Annotated in this window: 28 protein-coding genes; 8 read left to right on the top strand and 20 right to left on the bottom strand. The window is 64.3% G+C overall.

The window, feature by feature from the left end; all coding sequences use genetic code 11:
* The first annotated feature begins 6 nt into the window (after nucleotides 1–6).
* Nucleotides 7–726, top strand: coding sequence for a class I SAM-dependent methyltransferase (locus ACVMIH_RS00605; protein ID WP_076833235.1), 720 nt, complete (start codon nucleotides 7–9; stop codon nucleotides 724–726).
* A 21-nt stretch (nucleotides 727–747) separates the two neighbouring features.
* On the opposite strand, the gene ACVMIH_RS00600 is transcribed toward ACVMIH_RS00605, so the two are convergent.
* The 11 genes from ACVMIH_RS00600 to ACVMIH_RS00550 form a co-directional block, all read right to left on the bottom strand.
* On the bottom strand, nucleotides 748–1419 hold the full coding sequence (locus tag ACVMIH_RS00600; RefSeq protein WP_057020220.1) for a class I SAM-dependent methyltransferase: 672 nt from the start codon (nucleotides 1417–1419) through the stop codon (nucleotides 748–750).
* Between the two features lie 85 nt (nucleotides 1420–1504).
* Nucleotides 1505–2131, bottom strand: a complete 627-nt coding sequence (locus tag ACVMIH_RS00595; protein ID WP_057020219.1) for a class I SAM-dependent methyltransferase — start codon at nucleotides 2129–2131, stop codon at nucleotides 1505–1507.
* Nucleotides 2128–3447 carry a polysaccharide transporter gene (locus ACVMIH_RS00590; protein ID WP_456860352.1) on the bottom strand — a complete coding sequence of 440 codons (1320 nt, stop codon included), beginning with the start codon at nucleotides 3445–3447 and terminating at the stop codon, nucleotides 2128–2130. The genes ACVMIH_RS00595 and ACVMIH_RS00590 overlap by 4 nt, the downstream gene beginning before the upstream one ends.
* Complete coding sequence (locus ACVMIH_RS00585; protein ID WP_057020217.1) at nucleotides 3444–4736, bottom strand: O-antigen ligase family protein; 1293 nt, start codon at nucleotides 4734–4736, stop codon at nucleotides 3444–3446. Before ACVMIH_RS00585 ends, ACVMIH_RS00590 begins: the two co-directional genes overlap by 4 nt.
* The gene (locus ACVMIH_RS00580; RefSeq protein WP_456860350.1) at nucleotides 4733–5848 is read right to left on the bottom strand and encodes a glycosyltransferase family 4 protein; all 1116 of its coding nucleotides are present in this window, start codon (nucleotides 5846–5848) and stop codon (nucleotides 4733–4735) included. Before ACVMIH_RS00580 ends, ACVMIH_RS00585 begins: the two co-directional genes overlap by 4 nt.
* Nucleotides 5849–5851: 3 nt before the next feature.
* Nucleotides 5852–6610: a class I SAM-dependent methyltransferase gene (locus tag ACVMIH_RS00575; RefSeq protein ID WP_456860348.1), complete on the bottom strand. Its 759-nt coding sequence runs from the start codon at nucleotides 6608–6610 to the stop codon at nucleotides 5852–5854.
* Complete coding sequence (locus tag ACVMIH_RS00570) at nucleotides 6607–7449, bottom strand: hypothetical protein (protein WP_456860346.1); 843 nt, start codon at nucleotides 7447–7449, stop codon at nucleotides 6607–6609. The genes ACVMIH_RS00575 and ACVMIH_RS00570 overlap by 4 nt, the downstream gene beginning before the upstream one ends.
* Complete coding sequence (locus tag ACVMIH_RS00565) at nucleotides 7433–9706, bottom strand: polysaccharide biosynthesis tyrosine autokinase (protein WP_456860344.1); 2274 nt, start codon at nucleotides 9704–9706, stop codon at nucleotides 7433–7435. Before ACVMIH_RS00565 ends, ACVMIH_RS00570 begins: the two co-directional genes overlap by 17 nt.
* A gap of 129 nt (nucleotides 9707–9835) precedes the next feature.
* Nucleotides 9836–10501, bottom strand: coding sequence for a hypothetical protein (locus ACVMIH_RS00560; protein WP_456860342.1), 666 nt, complete (start codon nucleotides 10499–10501; stop codon nucleotides 9836–9838).
* 58 nt (nucleotides 10502–10559) lie between these two features.
* Complete coding sequence (locus ACVMIH_RS00555; protein ID WP_456860340.1) at nucleotides 10560–12074, bottom strand: O-antigen ligase family protein; 1515 nt, start codon at nucleotides 12072–12074, stop codon at nucleotides 10560–10562.
* Between the two features lie 31 nt (nucleotides 12075–12105).
* Nucleotides 12106–13290 (bottom strand): polysaccharide biosynthesis/export family protein, encoded by a 1185-nt coding sequence (locus ACVMIH_RS00550; RefSeq protein ID WP_194295410.1) that lies wholly within the window; start codon nucleotides 13288–13290, stop codon nucleotides 12106–12108.
* Between the two features lie 221 nt (nucleotides 13291–13511).
* Between ACVMIH_RS00550 and ACVMIH_RS00545 the strand changes: the two genes are divergently transcribed.
* The 3 genes from ACVMIH_RS00545 to ACVMIH_RS00535 all read left to right on the top strand — a co-directional run bounded on the left by ACVMIH_RS00545 (nucleotide 13512) and on the right by ACVMIH_RS00535 (nucleotide 15602).
* Nucleotides 13512–13820, top strand: coding sequence for a hypothetical protein (locus ACVMIH_RS00545; protein WP_143271189.1), 309 nt, complete (start codon nucleotides 13512–13514; stop codon nucleotides 13818–13820).
* 104 nt (nucleotides 13821–13924) lie between these two features.
* Nucleotides 13925–14209: a hypothetical protein gene (locus ACVMIH_RS00540; RefSeq protein ID WP_143271187.1), complete on the top strand. Its 285-nt coding sequence runs from the start codon at nucleotides 13925–13927 to the stop codon at nucleotides 14207–14209.
* A 109-nt stretch (nucleotides 14210–14318) separates the two neighbouring features.
* The gene (locus ACVMIH_RS00535) at nucleotides 14319–15602 is read left to right on the top strand and encodes a hypothetical protein (RefSeq protein ID WP_456860338.1); all 1284 of its coding nucleotides are present in this window, start codon (nucleotides 14319–14321) and stop codon (nucleotides 15600–15602) included.
* Here ACVMIH_RS00535 and ACVMIH_RS00530 read toward each other — a convergent pair.
* Nucleotides 15574–15708, bottom strand: a complete 135-nt coding sequence (locus tag ACVMIH_RS00530; RefSeq protein WP_456860336.1) for a hypothetical protein — start codon at nucleotides 15706–15708, stop codon at nucleotides 15574–15576. The two genes, ACVMIH_RS00535 and ACVMIH_RS00530, sit on opposite strands and share 29 nt — an antisense overlap.
* Nucleotides 15709–15742: 34 nt before the next feature.
* Between ACVMIH_RS00530 and ACVMIH_RS00525 the strand changes: the two genes are divergently transcribed.
* Both ACVMIH_RS00525 and ACVMIH_RS00520 read left to right on the top strand, forming a co-directional pair.
* Complete coding sequence (locus ACVMIH_RS00525; RefSeq protein ID WP_456860334.1) at nucleotides 15743–16387, top strand: metallophosphoesterase; 645 nt, start codon at nucleotides 15743–15745, stop codon at nucleotides 16385–16387.
* Between the two features lie 16 nt (nucleotides 16388–16403).
* Nucleotides 16404–16988 (top strand): hypothetical protein, encoded by a 585-nt coding sequence (locus ACVMIH_RS00520; protein ID WP_057020211.1) that lies wholly within the window; start codon nucleotides 16404–16406, stop codon nucleotides 16986–16988.
* A 29-nt stretch (nucleotides 16989–17017) separates the two neighbouring features.
* On the opposite strand, the gene ACVMIH_RS00515 is transcribed toward ACVMIH_RS00520, so the two are convergent.
* On the bottom strand, nucleotides 17018–18436 hold the full coding sequence (locus ACVMIH_RS00515) for an undecaprenyl-phosphate glucose phosphotransferase (protein ID WP_245311754.1): 1419 nt from the start codon (nucleotides 18434–18436) through the stop codon (nucleotides 17018–17020).
* Between the two features lie 119 nt (nucleotides 18437–18555).
* On the opposite strand from ACVMIH_RS00515, the gene ACVMIH_RS00510 reads away from it, so the two are divergent.
* Nucleotides 18556–18861, top strand: coding sequence for a hypothetical protein (locus ACVMIH_RS00510; protein ID WP_016841787.1), 306 nt, complete (start codon nucleotides 18556–18558; stop codon nucleotides 18859–18861).
* A gap of 13 nt (nucleotides 18862–18874) precedes the next feature.
* Here ACVMIH_RS00510 and ACVMIH_RS00505 read toward each other — a convergent pair whose 3' ends face one another.
* Nucleotides 18875–19249, bottom strand: coding sequence for a helix-turn-helix domain-containing protein (locus ACVMIH_RS00505; RefSeq protein ID WP_018270679.1), 375 nt, complete (start codon nucleotides 19247–19249; stop codon nucleotides 18875–18877).
* 667 nt (nucleotides 19250–19916) lie between these two features.
* Between ACVMIH_RS00505 and ACVMIH_RS00500 the strand changes: the two genes are divergently transcribed.
* Nucleotides 19917–20105, top strand: a complete 189-nt coding sequence (locus ACVMIH_RS00500) for a hypothetical protein (RefSeq protein WP_028331611.1) — start codon at nucleotides 19917–19919, stop codon at nucleotides 20103–20105.
* Nucleotides 20106–20291: 186 nt separating this feature from the next.
* On the opposite strand, the gene ACVMIH_RS00495 is transcribed toward ACVMIH_RS00500, so the two are convergent.
* The 6 genes from ACVMIH_RS00495 to ACVMIH_RS00470 all read right to left on the bottom strand — a co-directional run bounded on the left by ACVMIH_RS00495 (nucleotide 20292) and on the right by ACVMIH_RS00470 (nucleotide 24065).
* Entirely contained in the window at nucleotides 20292–20501 is a 210-nt protein-coding gene (locus tag ACVMIH_RS00495) for a hypothetical protein (RefSeq protein WP_016841790.1), read from the bottom strand.
* A gap of 766 nt (nucleotides 20502–21267) precedes the next feature.
* Complete coding sequence (locus ACVMIH_RS00490; RefSeq protein WP_225641843.1) at nucleotides 21268–21525, bottom strand: hypothetical protein; 258 nt, start codon at nucleotides 21523–21525, stop codon at nucleotides 21268–21270.
* A gap of 182 nt (nucleotides 21526–21707) precedes the next feature.
* A complete protein-coding gene (locus ACVMIH_RS00485) occupies nucleotides 21708–22736 on the bottom strand; it encodes an NAD-dependent epimerase (RefSeq protein ID WP_456860333.1) in 1029 nt (342 codons plus the stop codon).
* A gap of 94 nt (nucleotides 22737–22830) precedes the next feature.
* Nucleotides 22831–23247, bottom strand: coding sequence for a hypothetical protein (locus tag ACVMIH_RS00480; RefSeq protein ID WP_057020208.1), 417 nt, complete (start codon nucleotides 23245–23247; stop codon nucleotides 22831–22833).
* A gap of 55 nt (nucleotides 23248–23302) precedes the next feature.
* Nucleotides 23303–23581: a hypothetical protein gene (locus tag ACVMIH_RS00475; protein ID WP_057020207.1), complete on the bottom strand. Its 279-nt coding sequence runs from the start codon at nucleotides 23579–23581 to the stop codon at nucleotides 23303–23305.
* 169 nt (nucleotides 23582–23750) lie between these two features.
* Complete coding sequence (locus ACVMIH_RS00470) at nucleotides 23751–24065, bottom strand: hypothetical protein (protein WP_141342555.1); 315 nt, start codon at nucleotides 24063–24065, stop codon at nucleotides 23751–23753.
* Nucleotides 24066–24079: the final 14 nt, after the last annotated feature.

Below are 24079 nucleotides of genomic sequence, written 5' to 3'. Positions count from 1 at the left end.
AATATCATGGCCACCATGGGCCGGACCCGCGAGCGACCCGAAATCCGCTTTCACGACGAGATTTCGTCGGGGTGGGAGACGCTGCATCAGAGCCGCACCTTCAGGGCGCGGACGGCCGCGATGTTCGGCCTGCTCGGGAACGCAGACCTCAATGGGCAGCGCTGGCTCGACGCCGGTTGCGGCACTGGAACGCTGTCCCGCCTGCTCGCCGGGCGCGGCTGCGACGTCACCGGCGTCGACGCCTCATCGGAGATGATTGCGGCGGCTCGCGGCCGCGGCGCCGACGGCACGCTCGCCGGGCGGCTCAAATTCCAGCAGATTCCGACCATCGCAAGCCTGCCGTTTCCCGATAGATCCTTCGACGGCGCGCTGTGCGCGAGCGTGCTGGAATATGTTCCCGACGTGGCGCAGTGCCTCGCCGAGATGCATCGCGTGCTCATGCCCGGCGGGCTGTTGCTGCTCTCGATCCCAAACCGCGGATCGCTGCTGCGCCGGAGCTACAAGCTCGCGCATGCGGCCTCTTCACGCGTATCGGCGCGGCCGCTGTTTCGCTATCTCGCGTTCTCCAAATTCGACACCTCGCCGGCGGCCATGCAGGGTCTGCTTCGGCAACATGGCCTCACGATGCTGGGGAGCAGCTTTGCCGGCTCCCCGCTGCCGCCGGCGCTCGATCGCCAGCCCGCAGTGGGCACGCTGATCAACATCCTGGCCCGGCGCGACGATTGACGTGGCAGGCGGATAGCTGCCTCAGGCCTTGATCGCCATCAGCGATTTAGTCATGCCGAGATAGCGTTCGCGATAGATCTTCGCGTCCGGAAACGTTTCGGTCATCTCGCGCCAGTCGAACAGATGCCAGTCGGGCGCGGTGCGCTTGAACCAGAAGCGATTGAATCGCTCGATCAGCGCGATCTGCAGCCGCCTCGGCAGCAAGACGATGATGCCCGGCAGCCAGGTATGGCTTTCGATCGGAAAGTACCGGTACGGCGTCTGCACGTAGAAGGACTTTGCGACCCGCGAGATCTCGCCCGCAAAACGGTTCTGATGCGCGCGCGCGATGCTCTGAAACGCCGCTTCGTCCTCGATCGTCACGACATCCTGCTTCGGCCCGGTGACATGTTCGATCACCGACGAGCAGAAGCAGAAGTCGAACGCCTGATCGTCGAACGGCAGGCGCTCGGTCTCCCGGAGCAGGACCGTCTTGAATCCAAAGCGCTCGCGCGCGGCCTTCAAATCATCGGCAGATATGTCGCAGACCGTGATGTCGGTATGGCGCGGCAGGATCGCGCGAATGTGGCGGCCGGTGCCGCCGCCAAGATCGAGGATTTTCGCATCAAGCGGCAGGTTCACGGTGCGAACGAGGAATTCGCCGCGCCGCTGGCGCGCTGCATTGGAAAATCGGGCTTGAATCGCACCCAGCAAGGTCAGTCTCCTGCTACCGGTCGGTCCGGTCTAGCACGGCATGCGCGATCCCTCACGCTACGATGCATCGATTTTCCTGTCGCGCTCACTTGATGGCCTCGAAGAAGATCGACTCGTCCGGCCGGTTGTCGAGCCGGTCGATGTCGGGACAGACCCCCTCGCGATAGGCACGGGTGTAGGTTTCCGAACAGCCGGCGTTGCGGAATAGCGCGGCGAGCGAGGCGCGGGTAAAGCCCCAGTGATGCGCGAAGGCGGCCTCCTTGCGGCGATCGATCTCGAAAACGCCCTTGAGGAAAGCCAGCGGCGCCGCCGGATCGTAGAGCGCGACGATCCGCTCCATGTCGGGGACGACGATGCGACATACCCCGCCAGGCGCCAGCACCCGCGCGATCTCGCGCGCCAGCCGCTCGACCTCGTCGGGAAACAGGTGCTCGAAGACGTGCGCGCTGAACACCGCCGAGAGGCTGCGATCCGCGAACGGCAGCGGCTTGGTCAGGTTCATGTGGCGCAGTCCGGCAAACTTACCTTGGCGATGCTCGGCATAGCGGGCATCGCTCAGCATGCCGGCGAGATGTAGCGCTTTCGCCGCGAACGGCACCCGCGCGATCCACAGGTGCATCGTGATGTCGGTATTGATCCAGCCGTCGATGCCGCAATTGAAGGCACCGATATGCAGCTTTTCGAGCGAGCCGCCGCGCGCGTCGTCGGTCATGTCCGCTCCCGCGCCGAATTGGTCAGCACAACCGTGATCACCGACGCCGCGCTGGAGGCCACCATCGCCGCAACCGCGCCCATCACCTGCCAGGCCTCGGCTGCGAACGGCAGGACGCAGCACAGCGCGACGAGGCCGGCAATCCGGCTCAGCATGAACCGCTGCGGCTTGCCGGTCGCAAACAGCGGCAGCGCGAGGCCGAGCCACACCGCGTCAAGCGCCATCGCAGCGCCCATCAAGGCGAGGCTGCCGGTGCCGATCTCATAGCTCTGTCCGTGGATGACAAGCGCCAGAATGCGCTGGCCGAGCAGCACGACCGCCGCCCCATAGGCCGCGGCGATCGATCCGAGCAACAGGGCATTTTCGCGCGCGGCAGCGGCGACCGCGCTGCGCCGGCCGGCGCGCAGTTCGGCCGCGATTTCCGGCAGGCGAACCGAGAACATCGTCGCGCAAAATTGGCTGAGCGGTGCGAACACCAACAGCAGGATTCGCAGCGACGCGCTCGCGTCCAGCCCGATCAGGAAGCCGCAGACCGGGATCAGCCCGATGCTGCCGATCCAGTAGGTGAGCGAGGTCGCGACGAACCAGCGCCCGTTCCGAAACAGCCGCCGCAGCGAGCCGCGGAAGATTCTGGCTTGCGGCCAGGCCAGCTCGCGGGTGTGGGCCAGCAGCAGGCTGCCGGCGAGCGCGGCCGAGATCGCGATACACGCCATCGCCGCGGCGGCGCCGGCGAGCTTGAGCGCGATCATCAGCCCGGCCGAGACGACCAGCGCCACGCAATAGGTCAGCGAGGACGCCAGCGCGCGCGGCAGTCGCCCGTCGAGATAGCAGATCCGGCGGAACATGCTCTGCAGCCGAACCGCCGGGATCGCGAGCCCGGTTGCGATCACGAGCCCGCCGGCGTCCGCGCCGACGGCTGCGATCACAAGCCCCGCACCCACCAGCAGCAGGCCGAGCGCACCCGAGACGAGCAGCGACGACAGATAGAGGCCGAGCCGCAGCTGCGGCCATAGCGACGTCGGGATGCGATGCGCGGTCGCCGGCAGCCCGTCGTCGAACAGGCCGCGCAGAAACACCGCCTCGATCAGGATCGAGAATGCCCAGGCGACGCTGAACCTGCCGAATGAATTGATGTCGAGCACGTTGGCGAGCACGATCGTCAGCACGAAGGCAGACCCGCTCAGCAGCGCCTGATCGATCAGGCCAAGCGCGACATTGCCCCCGGCATGCCGCAGCCGGCGAAGCAATCCGCTCATGGCACCGGCGACCCGGGTCTGAGCCGCCGCCCGGTCCAGCCTGTTGGTCAACGCACTCACGCCTCACTCACCCGCAATCTGTTGAATGTCCGCCGCGGCGCCATCTGCAGCCTGGCCTCCGGGCCGAAATAGCACCAGAACACCAGCACGCAGCCGAAATAATTGTGCAGCAGCTGGCTGGAGTCATTGGCCGACGCGATCACGACGAACAGCAGCATCGCGAATGGTGCCATGCAGTACATCCCTCTCCGCTCGAACGCGAAGACGATGCTGTTCCACAATGCGCGCGCCAGCAGCAGCATATAGAGCGCACCGCCGAGCAGGCCGAACTGGAGAAAGGCGTCAAGATAGGAATTCTCGAACGAGCCGAACTCGGTATTCCACGGCGCCATGCTCGTCAGCTCGTTCACCGGCGAATTCGGCAGTTCGTTGAAGAATCCCGAAAACCCGTAGCCGAGCCAGGGGTGCTGCCAGAAGAAGTGCGGCCAGACCGACCAGAGGAACGAGCGGCCGGTCAGGTTTCCGCTGCGGCCCACCAGCCCGTACAACTCGTCGCTCGGCAGGGCGAACACGACAAGCGCAACAAGAGCGAGGCCAAGCCAATAGATCGAGGCAGCGCCCCTGTGCCCGAGCACCACGAGCACGAGCCCGAAGGTCACGGCAAGCGCCGTCAACATGCTGATCAGCGGACCTGCGGCGCCGGCCGCGGCGAGCGCAAAAAGATGACATCCCATCAGCAGCAGCGTCCAGCCGAACTGGCGGCGCGGTCCTGCCAGCATGCGCACGAAGCAGATCAGCACCATGAGACCGAAGAATGCGCCCGCGAGGTTCTTGTGACCGAACACGCCGGCATAGGCCTGGGTTCCGAGCACCGTCGGCCGATGCAGCGGGTCGTAATCCCATTGCGAGCCGATCACCGGAAACAGCAGGACGTGAACGATCAGCACCACGATCCCGATCCGGAACAGCGCATCGACGAGACGATCGACCGGGCAGCTGATCACGACCCACGCCGAGAACATCGTGGTCAACAGATACATCGCGAACTTGATCGACGAGCCGGCGGGGTCGGCGCTCAGCGCCAGTGATACCAGGGCGAAGGCGATGAACGTCAGATAGAGATGCGACTGCAGCATCAGCAGGCCGAAGCGCTTCCGATCGATTGCAATGTGCAGCACCAGGAGGATGTAGAGCAGCAGCCAGGCGCCGCGGAACAGCGTGGATTCCCCGGCCCTTTCCGCGAACGAGATGCCCTCGATGAAATTGAACAGGAAATAGATGCAGCCGAGCACCATCACCAGATAGGCGTGCAGAAAGACATCGGTTCGCAGCCACCATCTGCCGATCATTGCACGGCCTCCTGCCGGGCCGGAGCCCTCAAGAGATGATCGACCGCGGCCGCAAAACGCGCCGCGGCGTCGGCAAGCGCATCGCGTCGCACGCTCTGCCGGGCCTGCCGCGACATCGCCTCCCAGTGCGCGGGATGTTCGAGCAAGCCGCGCGCCGCGTCGACCCAAACCTGTTCATCGAGCGCGCAAACATAGCCGTTGTCCTGGTCACGGACCAACTCGCCGCCTGCCCCGACATGGGGCGACACCAGGCACGGAACCCCGCACTGCAGGGCCTCGTTGCACACCAGGCCCCACGGTTCCAGCAGTGAAGGCAGCAGCAACAGCCGCGACTGCAGAAAAGCGTCCGATATCGCCTGCCACGGCAGATAGCGGTCGTGGCTGACATCGATGCCGGCACCGCCGAGCCGCGCCAGCATGCGCCGCTCGGCTGCACCCGACCCGACCACGCGCACCTTCAGTCCGGGCACGATCCGGCCAAGCGCGATCGCGACGTTCTCGAAGAAGATCGCGTTCTTGGCGTCGTCATTGAGGCGGGCGCACCAGAGCAGATGAAATGGACGGTCGTCGAATGCCGGCACAATCGCCGGCGGATCCCATGCCGGCACCAACGGCACCACGAACAGATCGTCGGCGCGAACGCCTTCGCCGCGGAAATACGCCCTGCCCTTGTCGCTGCAACACACCACTGCGTCGCACTGGCGCAGCAGCCAGGGTCGCGCCAGACGGTGATAGGCGGTGTTGGGCATCGTCTCGCGCCAGCCGTCGATCGTCAGCGCGAGCGCCTTGCCGTTGGCGCGCGCCCATGCCGCGCCCGCCAGCATCGAGGGATAAAGACCGTTCACGAACAGCAGGTCGGGCGCGAGCGCATTCAAGGCGCGCCCAACCCCGATATTGACATGGGTGTGACGCGACCGCGACAGCGGAATCGATACACCCGGCACCGTGCGCGTGATGTAGCGCGGCGTGAACGAGCCGGCCCAGGAGCGATCGGCCTCCTGCTGTGTACAGGACAGCACGGCGAGATCCAGCCCGCGGCTGGCCAGCTCGTTGTAGAGACGGTTGGTGTAGGGTGTGATCATGTTGTTGAAGACGACCACGCGCGGCGCCATGGCTTACCGGTCCCGAGGCAGCGCCTGCGCCTCGTCACGCCGGCAGAGCGCCCCGCAATGATAGGTCGCAAGCCTGGTCGCGAACGCCGGGCCGACCGACAACAGCGACTTCCGCACAATGCTTTTGGCGAGCCCCTTCACCCGCGACGAATGGAACGCATGAACCGGCAGGCTGTGATCATAGGTGCCGAAGCCGGTGACGCGGAGCCCGGCCGTCTCCAGCACCAGGCGGAACGTGTCGGGCGTGTAGAAATTGATATGGCCGATGTCGAGCGTCGATTGCAACGCCCGGCGATTGGTCCGCGCATGCAGCTCGCACGGCACCTCGACATAGACGAAGGTCCGCGCGACCCGGGCAAGCTCGTGCAGGAATGCGCGCGGTTCGGACACGTGCTCCAGGACGTGGCTGGCATAGACGAGGTCGAACGATCCGTCGGCGAACGGGATCGTCACGCCGTCATAGCTGGACCAGCGAAACGGGGCTGAAGCGGCGCCGTCGATCTCCAGATTGGTCGCGGGATCGATCACGTCGATGCCGGTGAAGTCGCGGCCGATGCCGATCGCCGACAGCCGCGCCAGCACGGCGCCGGTGCCGCAGCCGACCTCGAGCACATTGCCGACCTTCGCGGCGGCTGCGCCGAGCAAGCCGGCGATATGATCGGCCTTGTCGACCGCGCAGACGCGGCGCCAGTCGCGCTCCTCCGCCGAATAGACGCCCTCATAATGCGCGTTGTGCTGTCCGATGCAAAATTCCATCGTCATGGCCTAGCGCTCGCCTCCGGCGGCATTCGGGCAGGCTCGTCGAGGCGGTCGTTCGATTTGCGCTCCCAATTGCGCCGCTCCGCCGGCGAGCGGCGGTCGAGATCGTATCCAATGTCAGCCATGGTGCGGGTCAGGATATCGACGTTCCGTTGCGGAACAGCTGCAAGGCCGGCGAGCAACGTGTCACGGTGCGCCCAGCCCGGTCCCTTCAGCAGATCGATTGCCTCCGTGTACAACTCAGTCTTCACGAGACGCGCGAACTCGGCAACCACGTCGGACGAAAGATCAGGCGGCAGCGCGTCGAACATTGCGAGCGCCATCGCGCTGCGCTTGACCACGATCCAGCCCTCATTGGGTCCGAGCCGGTACGACATCCGCAGCAGGTCGAAATTGGCGTCGCTCAAGCCCTGCCGTATATTGCGAAGCCAGAACAGCACGAGCCAGAGATAGGGATCGGCCGGCGCGCAGCCCAGCGATTTGCGGACGGCCGCGTCGAGCTCGCCCATCCGGTCATCCAGTCGATCGCCGGATGCAAGCGCGTTCTCGGCGAGCCGCAGCCGGATCACCGCCGCGCTGCGATCGATGGCCGGCATGCAATCCCTCTCCGCCACGGCGCGCGACAGCAGCAGACCGAGGTCATCGAGCTCGGCGTCGCTGACCGGTACGTTGCGAAGGATCAGGTCCTTTGCGCCGTCGAGTCGGGTCTGGTCGACAAAGTCCGGCAAGGTGGTCGTGCCCCAGGCGACGGACGAGCACGCGACCGCGGCCAGCAAGCCGCGCGCAAGCCAGGCGGCTGCGCGCCCGGGCAACCCGCCGTGCGTCTCACTCGGTGTAGCCATATCGCCCATAGTGCGAGTTGTAATAGTAGTTCTTGCCGCCATAGCCGCTATAGCGGCTCATCGCGGCGATATCGGCCTTGTTGAGCACGATGCCGAGCAGGTTCTCGTTGACCGCTCGCGCACTGCGCAGCGCACGCTCGACCACCTGCACCTGGGTCTTGCCCCATTCCACGATGAAGACGAAGGAATCGACGAAGTGGGCGGTGATGCGGACATCGACCACCGGCGTGAGCGGCGGGAAATCGACGATCACGTAGTCATAATGGCTGCGGGCCCCGTCGATGAAATCCCTCATCTGGTCGGAGGCCAGCACTTCGTGCGAATGGGCGATGCGCGATCGCGTGGCGCCAGGCAGGAAGGCGAGGCCGGTCTCGGGATCGCGCCAGAGCGTGTCCTGCAAGGTCGCATTGTTCGACAGCACGTCGAGGATGCCGCGCTCGGCAGTCGCGGCGACCTTGCGGCTGAGCGATGGATTGCGCAGATCGCAATCGATCAGGAGCACGCGGGCCCCGCTCTGGGCAACCAGTTGCGCAAACACGAAGGCCAGCGTCGACTTGCCCTCGTTGGGCAGCGCCGAGGTCAGCCCGAGGATCTTCGACGGCTTGGTGACGTTGAGGTCGGCATTGACCTTGATCGAGCGGATCGCTTCCGAGAACCGCGAGAACGGCGAATCGATCGCCGCCCACAGCACCGGCTCGTCGCCGCGCCGGATCGTGCGCGGACCGATCGGCAAATTGGGACGACTGGCGACCGGCGCCTTGATCTGGCCCGGCGAGACGCGGGGAACGATGGCGACGCAGTCGGCCTCGAGGATCGTCTCGACCATTTCAGCGGTGCGGAACACCCGGTCATAGAGGTCGCGCAACACGCCGAGCCCGAGCCCGGCGATCAGGCCGCCGAGCGCCGAGAGCGCGAGCACGACCAAGGTCTGCGGATGGCTCTTGCTGAGCGGACGCGAAGCGCGGGTGATCACCCGCGCCTCGCTGACCGGGAACGACTGTTGCTGCACGTTTTCCATGTAGCGCTGCAGGAAATTGTCGTAGAGCGAGCGATAGGTCTGCGCCGAGCTCTCGAGCTCGCGGAGCGTGACCTGCGCCTGGTTGGTCGACTGCGACTGCGACACCGAGTCGTTCACGGCGCGCTCGATCTCGTTCTGGCGCTGCAGGGCGATCGCATAGTCGCTCTTGTAGCTCTCGGCGAGCCGCTTCAGTTCATCGATGATCGACGACTGGATCTCGCGCATCTGGTTGCGCAGGTTGACGGCGGCCAAATGATTGTAGCCGTAGCGCGACGACCAGTCGGCCTCGCGGTTGGCCAGCTCGAGATATTGCGAGCGCAGCTTGGTGATGACCTGGTTGTTCAGGGTATCGGCCACCGTCGCATCGGGGACGCCCCCCTTCACCACCGCCTCGATGCGGTCGAGCTTGGCCTTGGCGTCGGTGACCTGCGACTTCACGTGGAGCAGCTGGGTGTTGAGTTCGCCGAGCTGCTGCTCGTTGAGCAGCTTGCCGCTGGAGGTGACGATGTTGTTGGTCTTCTTGTAGTCGAGCACCGCGCGCTCGGCGTTGGATGCCTGCGTGCGCAGCTCCTGGATGCGGTCCTGCAGCCAGACACTGGCGCGGCGCGTCGCCTGATATTTGGAATCGAGCTGATCGACGATATAGGCGTCGGCGACGGCGTTCGCGATCTGCGCCGCGCGCTCGGGATCGAGCGAGCGGAAGCTGACCTCGATCACATAGGTCATGCCGCGGCGGCGGACGTCGAGCTGCTTCTGGAACGTGCGGACCGCGCGCCGGGTCCGGTCGAATTCGGTGGGCGGCGCCCCGCCGGCGAGCAGGCCGGACACGAAATCGAGCACGGCTCCTACCGCGCCGGCCCTGGAGCCGACGAATTCCGGATCCTCGTCGAGCTTGAGGTCGCGGATCACCGCGAGCGCCACATTCTCCGACTTCAGGATTTCGACCTGGCTCTCGACCGCGGCGGAATCGACCGGGGCCTCGCTCACCGGCGATTGCTGCTGGAAGGCCTGGAATTTGCGCGTGTCGATGATCATCGTGGCAAGCGCCGTATAGCTCGGCGCCGCCGTCGCCAGATAGCAGATGCCGCCGAACAGGCAGAGCGCGGCGGTCCCGAGGATGACCCAGTATTGCCGGAGCAGATAGGTGACGAAGGCGTCAAAGGTTTCCGCCAGCGACGGCAATTCAGCCGGACGATTTCTCAGATCGACAGACGGCGAAATCTGGTTGCGCTGAAGCATCTCGTCCTATCGCCGCGCCGGCAGGATGGATCCTGCCCTCGCGCCCTCCAATGATCCTGGGAAGCGTCCCGCCGCCGACACCGAAGCGCGTTGCTGCAGAAAGTTCTCCATTGGCGATCGGACGTCCGCTCAGGGGGTAACTGTTGAAATGAGTGTGGTGCCGGTGCCCGTGGCGGTACCGGTCGTCGTGCTGCCCGAACTGCTGACCGACGAGGTGAAGCTGAAGATGCCGGTGTTCACGCTGTTGCCGTCGATGGCCTCGAGCGTTCCGCCGCCGGCGCCGCTGGCGCCCAGCGCGCTGGTCTGGCCGCCGGATGCACCGGCGCTGCCCGCGCCGCCGGCGCCGGTCGCCGCGATGCCGCTGTCACCCGACGCAGCGGCAAACGCCATCACGGTGTCGAGATCCTTGGTGTCGGCAATCGCCTGCTGGATGCGCGTCGCGTAGGGCTGGTTGCTGCGCACCACGATGCGCGCGGCCTGGGCGAGGCCGGCAGCGATCGCCGTCTTCTGGTCCTTGCTTGCCTTGGCGAGCAGCGCAATCAGCGGATCGAGCGATGTCGGATCGTTGAGGGCGAAGTCGCGCGCCCGCGAGGTCAACTCCACGCCTGCATTCGGATACTGGGTCAGCAGCTGCTCGGGATTGGCCTTGAAATTGGTGACCGCCTGGGACAGCTGGATAAGCCCGCCAGGTGTCTCCGCCAGCGCCGCGCCACCGGGTGTCGCGAGCACCAACATCACCACCAACGTCGCCAGGCGCGGGGCGGAAAAGCCGCCGGATCGCTCAAATGTGAACACAGCTATCTCCCTAACGAATACTAACAGTTCGTTAGCATAGTCAGAGTTATCGCGCCAATTAAATAGCCGCGCCGGCCGCGGCCGGGCCGTGTCGCGCGAAATCAGCGTTAACCGGCAGCCCGACCGTAACACTGGCGTCACGGTCGGAGCCGCCACCGCCGGCGCCCCGGCCGGAGCGGAAGGATTGCGACAGGCCTGCCCCGAGCAAGGCCGCGATAACAACGGCATAGCCGGTGATCTGGAGCGAGAAATCGATCATCGAATGGAGTGCGCCGGCGACCGACGCGCAGAGCGCCGCGAGCGGCACGATCACGTCGCGGCGACGGGTCCGCACGCCATGCGCGAGCACGACGAACGCCGCGAGCAGCGCGATCATGGCGGCGCCGGCCATTAACATTCCGCCGTCGGACGCCAGTTCGAGCCAGCTGTTGTGTGCCCGGTTCCAAGTCCCGCGCAGCGAGATGTCGTCGGTGCGATAGGCCGGATAAACCCATTCGAAGGTCCCGAAACCATCGCCGAGCCACGGGTGATCCCAGATCATCCGCAACGTTGCGCGATAGGTCGAGAACCGTCCCTCATCGGACAGGCCCATCGTGCTGAAGCGCGCGCCGACACCGCCGCCGAGAAGCTGCAGCAGTGCCAGCGCGACCATGCTGCCGACCCCGAGCGCCACGATCATGCCGCAGCGGCGCGGCACCCGGTTGCGAAAAAAGATCGCGACAGCCGCGACCGCGGCGAGCAGCGAGACCCCGACGCCGCCGCGCGAGCCGGTCAGAAACATCGCCAGCAGGCAAGCGAGCCAGCCGAACGCATGGCCGGCGAGCCGGCGCCGCGCCGGCATATCGAGGCGCGCGAGCAGCCGTGACAGGCCGGCACGGCGCGGCGGCCAATGCCGCTCGATCAGCTCGCAGCCGAACAACAGCCAGATCAGCGCACAGCAACCGTAATAGATGCCGGCAGTGTTGCGATTGACGAAGGGAGATGTCAGCCACGCCAGGTGCGCCTGCTTCTCGTGCAGCAGGTAGATCCGGGTGGGATCGATCACGAAAGTGATGATGCCGCAGATCGCATAGACCAGCCCCGCCGCGGCCACCGCCCGCAACAGCCCCCGCGCCAGTCTGCGGTTGGCACCGAGCACGACGCCGATGGCGAAGCTGAGCAGGCAAACGATTCCGACGCCGATCGAATAGAACGGCTGACCGCGCGCGATCGACACGGCCGGCGGCAGCTCGGCAGGCAGCAATCTGCCGGCCTGCGCCCACAACGCGTTCGGCGCCGCACCCGACCAGGGCCGGACGACCGACTGCTCGTGCAGCACCAGCATGGCAAGCGCCGTCAACAACGCCGTCACGGCGAGGATCATGAGCTGACTGCCGCGCAGGCGCATCGGTAACACCCCGAGCAGTGCAATCCCGAGCAGGATCGACCAGATCGCGGGCGCAACCGTACCGACCGAGCCGAGCGGCAGCGGCGCCAAAGCGACGACGGCGCAGAACAGCCACGATGACCAGCGCACCGGCCACGGCAATGCCGTCGCCTCGCTTGAGCCGGAAGCTAATCGCAAACGTGTCATGAAGCCGGCCGTGCCGGCTCACGCCCAAATATCAGGGCGCAAGCTTGATCGAATTACGAAGTAGGGTTGCGTTGTAGGCGGCCACGATCGGATCGTTCGCCGTTGCGGTCACGAGGCGGATCTGCTGCATCACCTTGGCGTCCTCGACGGATGCCGCGTTCGACGCATAGAGCACGTCCTTGTTGCGCAATTGGAAACGCGTGGCCAGGAAATAGCCGGCCGGATCGCGGAAATTGATGTTGTAGACGACCGGGATGATCGGCCCTGAATATTTGCTGACGTCGACGCCAAGCTTGGCGGCCACTTCCGGCAGTTCGCCGCGATAGACGAACACCGAGGCCGGATCGGCCGAGGAGTCGTTCAGGCCGCCCGCCTTGGCAACGGCTTCGGCGAGCGAGATGCGCCAGGCCTCGAAATTGAACTGGCCCTGCGCGCCCGACGCGCCGAAGGCGACGAAGGTTTGCGGCTCGCGGTAGACATAAATGGTGTCGCCGGGATGGGCGTAGATATTGCTCTTGGGCTCGTAGACCAGCTGGCCGAACGGCACCGTAGTACGTTTGCCGTCGCGCTCGAGCATGACCCATGTGTCAAAACCCTGCCCTTTCGGGCCGCCGGCGCGCGTGATCGCGTCAAGCACGTGCTCACCCGCGGCATTGGCGGGGAAGCGGTTCGGCGAATTGACCTCGCCGAGCACGGAGATCAGCGAGGTGCGCTGCTCGATCAGGGCGACCACGGCCTGCGGCTCGATCGCGCGATTCTTCAACGCATCGACGATCGAGCGCTGCACTTCGGTCGGTGTGCGGTTCTTGGCGCGGATCGCGCCGGCATAGGGCACCGAGATATTGCCGTCGGTATCGACGTTCTGGTTCGGCAGCGTGATGTAGTTGCCGGGACGCACGCCGGCCTCGACCGGAATGAACAGGCCGCCGGCGGCGGCCTCGAAGATCGTGACGCTGACGACGTCGCCGATGCCGAAGCGGATGTCCTTCGGCGGCGGGCCCTGGATGCCACCGGCGAGTTGCGGCGCGAACGACGCCAGCACGTTCTCGATCTGCGGTGTGATCTTGACCATCGCATAGGGCAGGCTTTCAGGATCGCGCTGCCCGGCCACGACATCGGAGCTCGTCGGACCGTTGGTCGGCATGTAATGGCAACCGCTGACCCAACAGGCGGCCGCAAGCAATAACATCACCCGAATGAAAATCGCACGCGACATCTAAATACTCCGGCCGTGCCGTAACACGCCGACTATCACAATCACAAGTTTCCGCGATATATTGCGATGCAATTGATAAATAATGTTAGCGAGGTGAGGCAATTCGGCGACACCGGCGCACCGCCGTGAGACAAAGCCCCGCGCGCCGTCACTCCGGCTTTGCTTTCGTCCGATCTCCCCGTTATCTGTGAATGAGATGGTTTGAGTTAACCGAGGGTTCGATGGCCCGCAGGAAGCTACCCGCGATCGCGTTGGGAATGGTCGCCTTGCCGCTGATAGGCGCCCTCGGCGGCTCCGGGGTTTTCGCCGCAGAACTAAGCGTTTCCCCGGCCCCGCGCGCCGTGCAACGGGTCAGCGGCAATTGTCAGCGGCTGCAATATTGTCATGGCGACGTCTGCCAGTGGAAACGGGTTTGCTGGCACGGCTGTCCCGATCGCTACTCCTGCGCGCCGCTCTACGGCGCCTATGGACCGTTTGGCGGCCGCGATTATTGGGCTGCCTATAGTTACGGCGATCTGCGCCCGTTCTGAATGTTAATCGACTAACAAAACCACAGGCCATCGAGCTCGGCCAGCACCGCGCCGGCCCGCTGGCGACGCGCGGGTTAACCCCGGCTTAGGCCCGGCCCGATACCATGCGGGCGCAGGGTTTGATTATGTTATTTGTTTTCCTTGGCAATTTGATCGGCGGCACCGTTCTCGGTCTGCGCCAGCACTGTCTGGTGCTGGCGCCGGTGGCGCTCGCGGAACTCGCGCTGTTGGCCGCCATCGGAGTCGGGCGCCTGTCGTGGTCGGAAACCGCGCTGCTCATGATCGCTGCGATCGTAGCGCTGCAAATCGGATATCTGGCAGGCGCCTTCGCGCCGCTGTTCTGGTCTCGCACCTCGACGCCACGTCTCGCCCTGCGCCGTTCGCAATAGCAGGGCATGACACTGCCCGCTTTGGCGTGGCCGATTTCCGTTGACCTCGCGGCAAGCCCGGGGCATCCCGCTGCCTTGCGTCTCATCCTCTGCAGGACCTCCCCCTCTCGTGTGGAACGTCACGGCCTTCATCTGCATCTTGATCGGGGCGTCGATTCCGCTCGGTCTCGTCGACGCATCGCTCGCGACGGGTGCCGTCGGCGCGGCGACGTCGCTAGGGCTGCTCGCAAGCCTGCTGGCGATCCGTCCGGGTGAGCTGTCGTTCCTGAAGTCGGTCGCCGGTCCCGCTGTTGCGGCGGCGCTTCTGCCGGTGCTCTGGATCGTCCTGCAGATGTTTCCGCTGGCGGCCCTGGCGCATCCGGTGTGGAAGTTCGCCGGCGAAACGCTGGGAGCACAGCTCAGCGGCAGCATCACGATCGACACCGGCGCAAGCTTCGGCGCGCTGCTGATCTGGCTGTCACTCATGTCAGCCATGATCACCGCCGCCGCTGTCGCGATCGACGCCCGCCGCGCCGATATGGTGGCCCGCACCGTTGCAGCAACCGCGGCCGTCGCGGCCCTGATCCTGCTGCTATCAAGCGATCCGGTCAAAGTCTGGTCTGGCGCTGCACGCGATGAGACGGCAAACGGATTCCTGGTCGTCGTTCTCGTTGGCGTTCCGCTCGGCCTTGCGCGCGCGCTCGACGTCGGCGGACACGCCGATGGCCGCACCGCCGCCCAATTGACACGGCTGCGCTGGCTGCTCGCTGCCGGCGCGCTGCTCTGCGCCGCCAGCGCCTGCTGGGTTGGGCGGCGCGGCGCCGCGATCGCGATCGCCGCGGGCATCGCCCTCGTCCTGATGACCTTCGCCGCGCGGAAACTTCATCTGCACCGCAGGAGCAGCGCTGCTGCGGCGACAGCGATCGCGCTGATCGCCCTGGCGACGGCGATCGGCAATCGTCATCCCGACGTGCCGCTTGCGGTCGCCTTTGTTCATGCACCGTCCGAGTTCGTGCAATCGACCCACAATCTGCTCGCCGACCTGCCCGCGCTCGGCAGCGGCGCCGGCACCACGGCAACGCTGGCGTCGACCTATATGGACTGGCAGGGCGCCACCACGCGGCCCGTGGTTGCGACCAGCGCCGCGGCCTTGATCGCGCAATTCGGTTCCGCCATGTTCTGGACTTTAGTCGCGGCTATCATCGTCTGCATCGCAGCGTTCACGGCCGGTGCGCGCAATCGCGGCCGCGACTGGTCCTACCCTGCATCGGCCGCAGCCGTCCTGCTGACGCTGCTGCTGGCTAGCTTCACCTTGCCGGAATTGCCGGCGCTGCCCGGAGTGATCGTGTTGGGAGCCGTGATCGGAACAGGACTGGCACAGCGGATCAGCCGTTCACGGTCGCAGGCGGGCTAGACGCCAGATGCGCAGCTTCCTCCAGCGTCTTGTCGGCCAGACCGGCGATCTCGAACATGAGGGCGACGAGACCTGCATCTACGCCGTCGGCGATATCCACGGTCATGCCGACCTGCTGCACGAGATCTGCGCCCGCATCGATGCCGACATCCGTCGGTTCCGGCCCGGCGCGACCGATCCAGGTGTTCCTCGGCGACTATATCGATCGCGGACCGGATTCGCGCGATGTCATCGCCATGCTCGAACAACGCCGCCGCACCCGCAGCATGGTCTGCCTGCTCGGCAATCACGAGGCCTGCCTGCTGGAATTTCTCGTCAATCCCGACATGCTCGCGCAATGGCGGCAGTTTGGCGGCTTGCAAACGCTGATGTCCTACGGCCTGACGCCCTCGCCCAATCCCGACGCTTCCGAACGGAGGGCGCTCGCCCGGCAATTGATCCGCCAGATGCCGCCGGCCCATCTCGCCTTCCTGCGCTCGCTGCCGCTCTGTTATGTGCACAAACGCTATTTCTTCGTCCATGCCGGCGTCAGGCCCGGCGTCGCGCTCAACCAGCAGCGCAAGGAGGATCTGCTCTGGATCCGCGACGACTTCCTGATCTCGGAAGATGACTTCGGCAAGGTCGTGGTCCACGGCCATACGCCGGTGCATGAGGCCGAGCTGCTGCGCAACCGCATCAATGTCGACACCGGTGCCTATGCGACCGGCCGCCTGACCTGCGTCAAGCTCGAGGGAGCCCGGCGAACCCTGCTGATGACCGGCAACCGGGCCGCGCGCCATGGCTAATGCGATGGCTAACACGATGGCTGACGCGATCGGCCGGAATGCGAGGCGTCTCTCGCCGGCCTTCGTGCCGGCCGCCGCTGCGATCGGCGCGGCGACGCTCGCCTTGTCGGCCTGGTGGCTTGCCGCCGATGCATTGCGCGCCAAACCGGCGATCGCCGCAGAGGTCGGCATGGTCCGAGGCGAGCTGTGGCTGCGCGACGGCTGGAGCCAATTGCAGACGTCACCCGAGGCGGCCGAAGCCGCGTTCACGCGGGCGCTTCGCCTCTCGCCGATGGACGCCGGCGCCTGGTTCGGCCTCGCCTCGGCAACCGGACGGTTCGACTGGCTGAACCCGACCGCGTCGAAGGCGCTCAAGATGTCCTACTATACCGGCTTCAACCGCAGCGACTTGATCGCGCCGCGCCTGATCCTCCTGGCGCAAGTCGACACCACGCGCGATGTCGAATTGGTCGACCTGCTGCAGCGGCAGATCCGCCTGATCCTCACGCGGGCGCCGGAACTGAAGGGCGCGATCGGGCAGGCCTATCGCGTGGCTGGCGACGCCAACCGGCGCATCATCGAGGCGGAGTTCAAGGACGCCAACCAGAGCATTCCGCAGTAACGCGCGCCTGGCGCCCAGATGCCCAGCCGTCAGATACCCTTGTGACGCAACACCGCGCCGACCGTGCGCAGCAGGATGCGCAGGTCGAGCACGAAGCTCCAGCTCTTGATGTAGATGAGGTCATGCGCCACCCGCAGCTGCATGTCCTCGATCGCCGGCGTCGCGCCGCGCAGCCCTTGCACCTGCGCGAGACCGGTGATGCCGGGCTTGACGTGCTGGCGCTCTGCATAGCTCGCGATCACCTTCGAATATTTGTCGTCATGCGCCAGCGCGTGCGGCCGCGGCCCGACCAGCGACATGTCGCCGCGCAGTACGTTCACCAGCTGCGGCAATTCGTCGATGCTGCGGCGGCGCAGGGTCGCGCCGATCCCGGTCAGCCGCGGATCGTTCGGGCGGGCCTGCGTGATGATATCGCCATCCTCGAGCACGTGCATCGAGCGGAATTTGAGAATGGTGAATTGCTTGCCGTCGAAGCCGTTGCGGCGCTGCCGGAACAGGACCGGCCCCCTGGAGTCGAGCTTGATCGCAATCGCCGTTCCGATCAGCAGCGGCGCGAACAGCACAAGGAGGCCGCTGGACGCCACGATGTCGAACAGTCGCTTGCCGGCGCGCTCGAGCGAAGTAAGCGGCGAGCGCTGCATTTCCAGCGTCGGGATCGGGCCGGTCGCCACCATCCGCAGTGCCAGGAACCGCTCCGCGGTCCGGTCCGGCAGCAGCCGCACCGGCAGCGGCGATGCCCGCAGCTGATCGCACACGAACTGGATGCGCGGCTCCTGCTGCCAGGGCATGGCCAGGATGATCTCGTCGGCGCCGCACTCGCGGGCTGCAAGAATGGCCGACGCGACGGCGGCCCGGTCGCCGGCGTCGTCGGACGATCCGGAGAGCTGGACCCGTCGCACCTCGCTGAGGCCGAAATCGCGCAGCAGGCTCGCTTGCCGCACCCGGGACAATTCGTCCGCCATCCCGACCACGACCGCGCGGCGCGTTGCCAGCATGCCGCGGTCGATCGCGCGTTGCAGCGGCGCCTGCAGCAGCATCCGTCCGCCGACCAGCCCGAGGCCGCCGATCAGGCCAAATGACAGCACCGACCCGCGCGAGACGCCGGAACCCACCTTCAAAAGGAAGATGATCAGGGTCATCAGCAGAACGACCAGCAGCCATCCGCCGAGCAGGCTGCTCCAGCGCCGGTCGAGACCGGCCAGCACCTGCGCATTGTAAAGGCCCTGCGACTTCGCCACGAACATGTGAAGGATGGCGGCGAGGACCCCGATCCCTAGAAAACCCTCGAAGCTGTTGCTATAAACCGTGTGGTAGTAAAAGAGGTGATAGGCCGCGCCGCCGACGATGCTGGACAGCACGACGATTATCATCTCGAACGCGACGGCAAACGCCTCGAGGGAGGCGAAAGCGAACGAGAAGGCGCCGAAGTTAACCGGTACCTTCGCCAATCGAGCGTCCGAAAGGTCGGTCATCGGGAATTAACATTCGTGTTAACAATTCATATGTGTATTATCAGGCGGGTCGTGAGCTCGCAAGAGCTGCTGCGGATATCGGATAGAGAGCGCGCATGAGTTCATCGGCTGGCGAAACCGAGGCCGCGCTGGTGGCCCTCCTCCATCTCATCCGCCTGATGGGCGCCGAGCTCGTCGCGGGCCAGCACCGCGACGACGTCGAGGTGCTGGTCAAGGCGATCGAGACAAAGCTGCGCGCGGCCCGCTTCCCGGCCGATATGCCGAATCAGGACATCGTCAGGGGCCTGGACCTTGCGCAGGCCAGACTGCGTCCGATCTTCGAAGAGCTGCGCGCAAGGTCGGAGAAGGCACATCTGAGCGACCAGCTGCTGCTGGCTCCCAGGCCTTCACGCATCCACTAACGGATAGCTTACGTCAGCTTTGGGCTTCACCACGGCGGGGCAAGCCGCTCCCGCCGCCGGACCTGAGCGCAAGCTTTTCCTCGATCTTCATTTTCTCGAGCAGCAAGTCGGTCACGATCCGGCGCAGCCGTTCATTTTCCAGCCGTAATTCATCAATACGGTTATGGACAGGGGGGATCCCATCTCTATCATCGGTGCGAGCGGCGAATTCGGTAACAGTACCATTCGCCTGGTGGCCGCGTGCGGCCTCCTGCTTGCGCCAGCGATGAAACGTCATCACGCTAACGCCCAGCACCTTGCACGCTTGGGCCTGGGACTGCCCCCGCGCCATGAGTTCCTCGGCCTGTTTGACCTTGGAACTGATCTCCTCAGTAGAATGACGCCTCATTGGTCATCTCATTGCCCCCTAGATTAGCAATCATCGCATGGCCTATAAGCTATGTAAATGCAACAGGAAATTCAAATTGAGGGTTTCCCGGGGGCCTTTCGGGAGCCTCGAACTTGCCGGTCGGCAGCAACACATAGTGCGAAGAAACGCCGAAGCTGCAAGGTATTGAGCGGAATATACGGGGAATATTCCTCCGCTGAAAGGGCCCGATAAAAAAAGTTATACGACTTTCTGTGTATGAGAGTTTGATCGGGATAACTGGCGCACTGTTTGCATTCTCAAACGGGAAGCAAATGAGAATATTCAATCGGTCTCTCGACAGATTGTGAGTGCGCCATGCCTCGCCGCGATAATCGCCCCACCGGTCAAGCGCAACTTTCACAAATTTCTAACAAATTAATCCCGCGAGTTTCGCGTCCGGCCGCTTGCGGGCATACACGCCCAGCAGTAGTTACTAGGATGTTAGGTGTCACGAGGGTTTCAACATATTTGAGGATTATTTTCACGAAACCTAACGCTCATATCTCGATCCACGAATTATCAATTAAGCGCTTTCCCACCCGAGGCCATCAGGCGGAACCACGTCCGCCCGATAATCCGCGAACCATTCTGTGCTGACGCTTGTCAGAGTCAGCCTCTGATCAACATTTTTGCGAGGATCGACACCATGGCGCGTCTCAAGGTCTTCGAGGGGAACCAACCCGCGTCAAGCGAGGCGGCCGACATCCTGGAACGCCTCGTCGCGGAGAATTGCGAGCTCCGGCATACCGCGGTCGAACTGGTCTTGCAGAATTGGATCCTGCGCGAGCGTCTGTCCGATGTCGGGGCACGCAAGTCCGTGCCGCTGGAGCACTGACCGCCCCCACCCTCACGACCGCGATTATCCGCAGCAACGTCCGCCAGCTCGCCTAAACGAGCATCGGGCCAGCGCATCATTCAATTTAGAATTGAAATGTCCGCAACTGCAGGCGCGCGAGCATGCTCGCCGGATTGGCGAGGATGTGGCCGCATATTCTGCCGATGAGAAAGAGGCTGACGGACTTCAGCTGTGAACCCGGCGCAGCGCGACGCGCGGGGTGTTCTGCTCTCGAGACATGCCGAACGAACGCGACGAGCCCGGGCGTTCCTGGATTTCACGTAACTCAGCGATATCAAGCATCAGCGCAACGACTTCGTTGCGCAGCGATTGATTGGTCGCGAGCAACGCCTCTTCGATCGGCTGATGCAAATGTTGAACTTTGTGCTGCTTCATGGCGCGCCCTCGCTCTGCGGTTAAGGGTATGAGCGATGTGATTGAAGTTTCGATGACAGGGTTATTCCGCGCACATGGAAGGCGGTTAATGGGGCAGGTTTGCGACCAACATGGCTCCGAGTTAAATTTTCTCAATCAGGTTCCACAACCTGATCGCGAAACGCCCGATCGGCGGCCTTTGATGTGTCGTACAGATGAGTTGGCAGCGGCAGCTATGAGGCGCGCGGCTGGACAACGCGGCTCAATGTGGGTCGGAAGCTCTACCAAGCGCATGATATTGCTTGGTGATCATTGATGGCTGCCAAGTCGTTCAACCGAACGTGCATTGTCCGGCTATCACAATGTCGCCGTGTTACAGCGATCGCGCTTCAAGGGACGCGCTCAGGTGCACACAAGATATTCCACCAAAGCTGCTCCGTAGACGCAAAATCTGCTGCTGCCACGTCCATCAAGGATCGCAGAGTGTTTCGACCGGTTGCGAATATTGAAGCGGCTGACGGTGTCCTGAAGCGCTCGAGCAATCCAGCGAAATGAATTCAACGCTGAACATCGGACCAAACGCGATTTCGCCTCCGCCGGACCCAACCGCGCTAACGCTATTCTAATTAAAATGAGCGGGACCGAAGCGTCCGGCTTGAACAGTGGGAGTGAACGCGTTTCGCGCGCCTGTCGCTGCATTCGCACGCTTGCACAGTCCCCACGAACAGCAGCGACAGCGAAGATTCGCCATAAGCATCGCTAATTCGCCCCGCGTCGCGATCGCGCGCTATTTCGATTTAGGAGGCGTATCGTCGTCCATCTTGCCACCATTGGCGACGCACTTGTTGAAATAGTCCCGCTGGGCTTTGGCGCCTCCCCGCGCGCTCCCGGAAGCGGGATTGCCGGGCTGTAGCGGCGGAAATGCCTTCGCGACCAAGGCATCGCAGGCGCGCGCCACCTGCACGTCGATCGCATGCGCGGGAACCATTGCGCTGGAGATCATGATCACGGCTGAGGCGATCGCAAAACCCGAGATAACTCGCATTGCCACACTCCGTTCCAAACTGAATCAGTTTTTTTTCTCGAGCCCCGACTCGCAATGAGCGCACTAAAGCATGATCCGGAGAAGTGCGAAGCGGTCTTCCGTCGCAACAAAACGCGGATCGCGTTTGCGCGAAGATCAAGCTTTGACCGCGAGCTGGAACACGACGACGCTTCTCGCGGCGCCTAGGTCCGATCGACGTCGTGATAGGCCCGATACCAGGCGACAAACCTGGCAATGCCATCCTCGATCCGCGTCTGCGGGCGGAAGCCGATTTCACGCTCCAGGTCGGAGACGTCGGCGGACGTCTCCAGTACATCTCCCGGTTGCATCGGCATCAACTGCTTTTCGGCCTGCCGCCCCAAGCCCTGCTCGAGCAGCGCCACCACATGCATCAGTTCTTCCGGCCTGCTGTTGCCGATATTGTAGACCCGCCACGGCGCCCGGCTCGAGCCCGGATCGGGATGCGCTCCCGACCAGTTGACGTCGCCTTCCGGCGCGCGGCCGATCAACCGCACCATCGCCTCAACCACGTCGTCGACATAGGTGAAGTCGCGCCGCATGTTGCCGTTGTTGAACAGCTGGATCGGCTTGCCCCTGGTGATCGCGTCGGCGAACGCATAGAGCGCCATGTCCGGCCGATACCACGTCCCATACACGGTGAAAAACCGCAGCCCGGTTGCCGGCACGCGATACAGATGGCTATAGGAATGGGCGATCAGCTCGTTGGCCTTCTTGGTCGCGGCGTACAGGCTGACCGGATGGTCGACATTGTCGTGGACCAAAAACGGCAATTTGGTGTTGGCGCCATAGACCGACGATGAGGACGCAAACAACAGGTGCCTGCACGCAGTGTGCCGGCAGCCCTCGAGGACGTTGAGGAAACCCTCCAGATTGGAATCCGCATAGGCGTGCGGGTTCTGCAGGGAATAGCGCACGCCGGCCTGCGCGGCGAGATGCACCACGACCTCGAAGCGATAACGCTCGAACAGCGCCTTCATGCCGGCTCGGTCGGCGAGGTCGAGCTCCACGAAGGTGAAGCCACGGTGCTGCTTGAGCAGATCGAGGCGCGCGCGCTTGAGCGCCGGGTCGTAATAGTCGTTCAGATTGTCGAGGCCGATGACCGGCTGCCCTGCCCGCAGCAGATGCTCCGCCAGATGGAAGCCGATGAAGCCGGCGCAGCCCGTGACGAGTAGATTGCCTGCGATCACCACGTCTTGCCCGTGCCTTTCGCCTTGCGCCGGACCATTCGAATAAGCCGTTACACGCGGCAGCCGCAGCCGTCTTCGCGTTGCGCGCCGCCAGGCGTCAGTTGCTGGCGGCCGGAGGCTTGTAGTCTGGAAAGCGGCTCAGGACCGCGGCCTTCATGAACTTGAAGTGCGCAATCTCGGTCGCCAATTCCTTCAGCCGGCGCTGGCCGTTGGAGATCTCGGCGTCAAACAGGTCTTGATGATAGTTGTCAAGCGCCTCGCGTTCCAGATATTCGTCAGTGCCGTTGCCGAGAGTCACCGCGGCACGGGCCAGAACATCATCGACGCGGCGGCCAAGACCGGATTGCTCGCTTTCGGCCGCCTGCAACGCGGCCTCGATCGCGGCCATGATCGATCCGATCCGGGCGCGATCGGTCTCGGCATCGCGCTCGGCCGAGCGTGCCTTGAAACCTTCCTCGCCGCGCCGCGATTTGATCAGGTCCTGCGCGCGAGACCGCAAAAACAGCTGAAACATCTGTCAGTATCCGGTTCGGGCCCATTGAGGCAGCACAGGTCAAAATCGCCCGGTCTTAGTTAAAAAAGGGTGAATTGCCCTCGTGCCCGGCCCTCAGGTCGGCTTTCCACTTGATCCAGGCCTTGTCGTGCTTGTCATAGAGCTCGAGCCACCGTCCCTCACCGGCTGACGGCACCAGGCCCGTCCCGTTATCGTGCCCGTCCGCCAGTCCCGGCAGCGAGGAGTCCAGGTCCTCGAACTCCGACGTCTCCTCAAGCGTCAGCCCGACCAGCACACGCTTGCCACTGACATCGACGACATACCGCCTTGGCGAATGCCCCCTGAGATCACTCATGACGTGAAAGTTCCCTTGCGATCCGCGGGGCTGGCGACGAGATCAGGGGCACGCTGGCATGCAACCAACCCACCTGCCGCGACGGACGCCGACATGATGACCGATTGCATGTTGCCAGCCAACCCCAACTCACCGCACACCGTCGCGCTACCTCGATCGAACTACTCCGCTAGAACGCGCGACGCATGTGGCCGAACGCACTGACCGGCTGTTCCCGCCTCGACGATTTCGCGGCTGATGGCGCCACATACGGTGCATAGATCCGATATTGCGCGCGGCGCTTGTGCGACCGCCACGAGCGCGCGGCGAAACCGGAGAAGAAGCCTGCGACGAACACCGCCGCGAGAATCAGAGCAGGAGAAACCATCACAACCGTCCACGTTCGCCCCGATGTTATTAACATTCGAAGTTGTGACGACATCATGATTGGACGCGCCGAAAGATTGTTCAGCCGCTGGAATTTTTGTGCAATCGAACGACGCATCAATGATCAGGCGT

It is taken from the genome of Bradyrhizobium sp. USDA 4503, from assembly GCF_054055815.1.
Note: the sequence above shows the minus strand (reverse complement) of the source record. Positions and strands in the feature narration are given on the sequence as shown.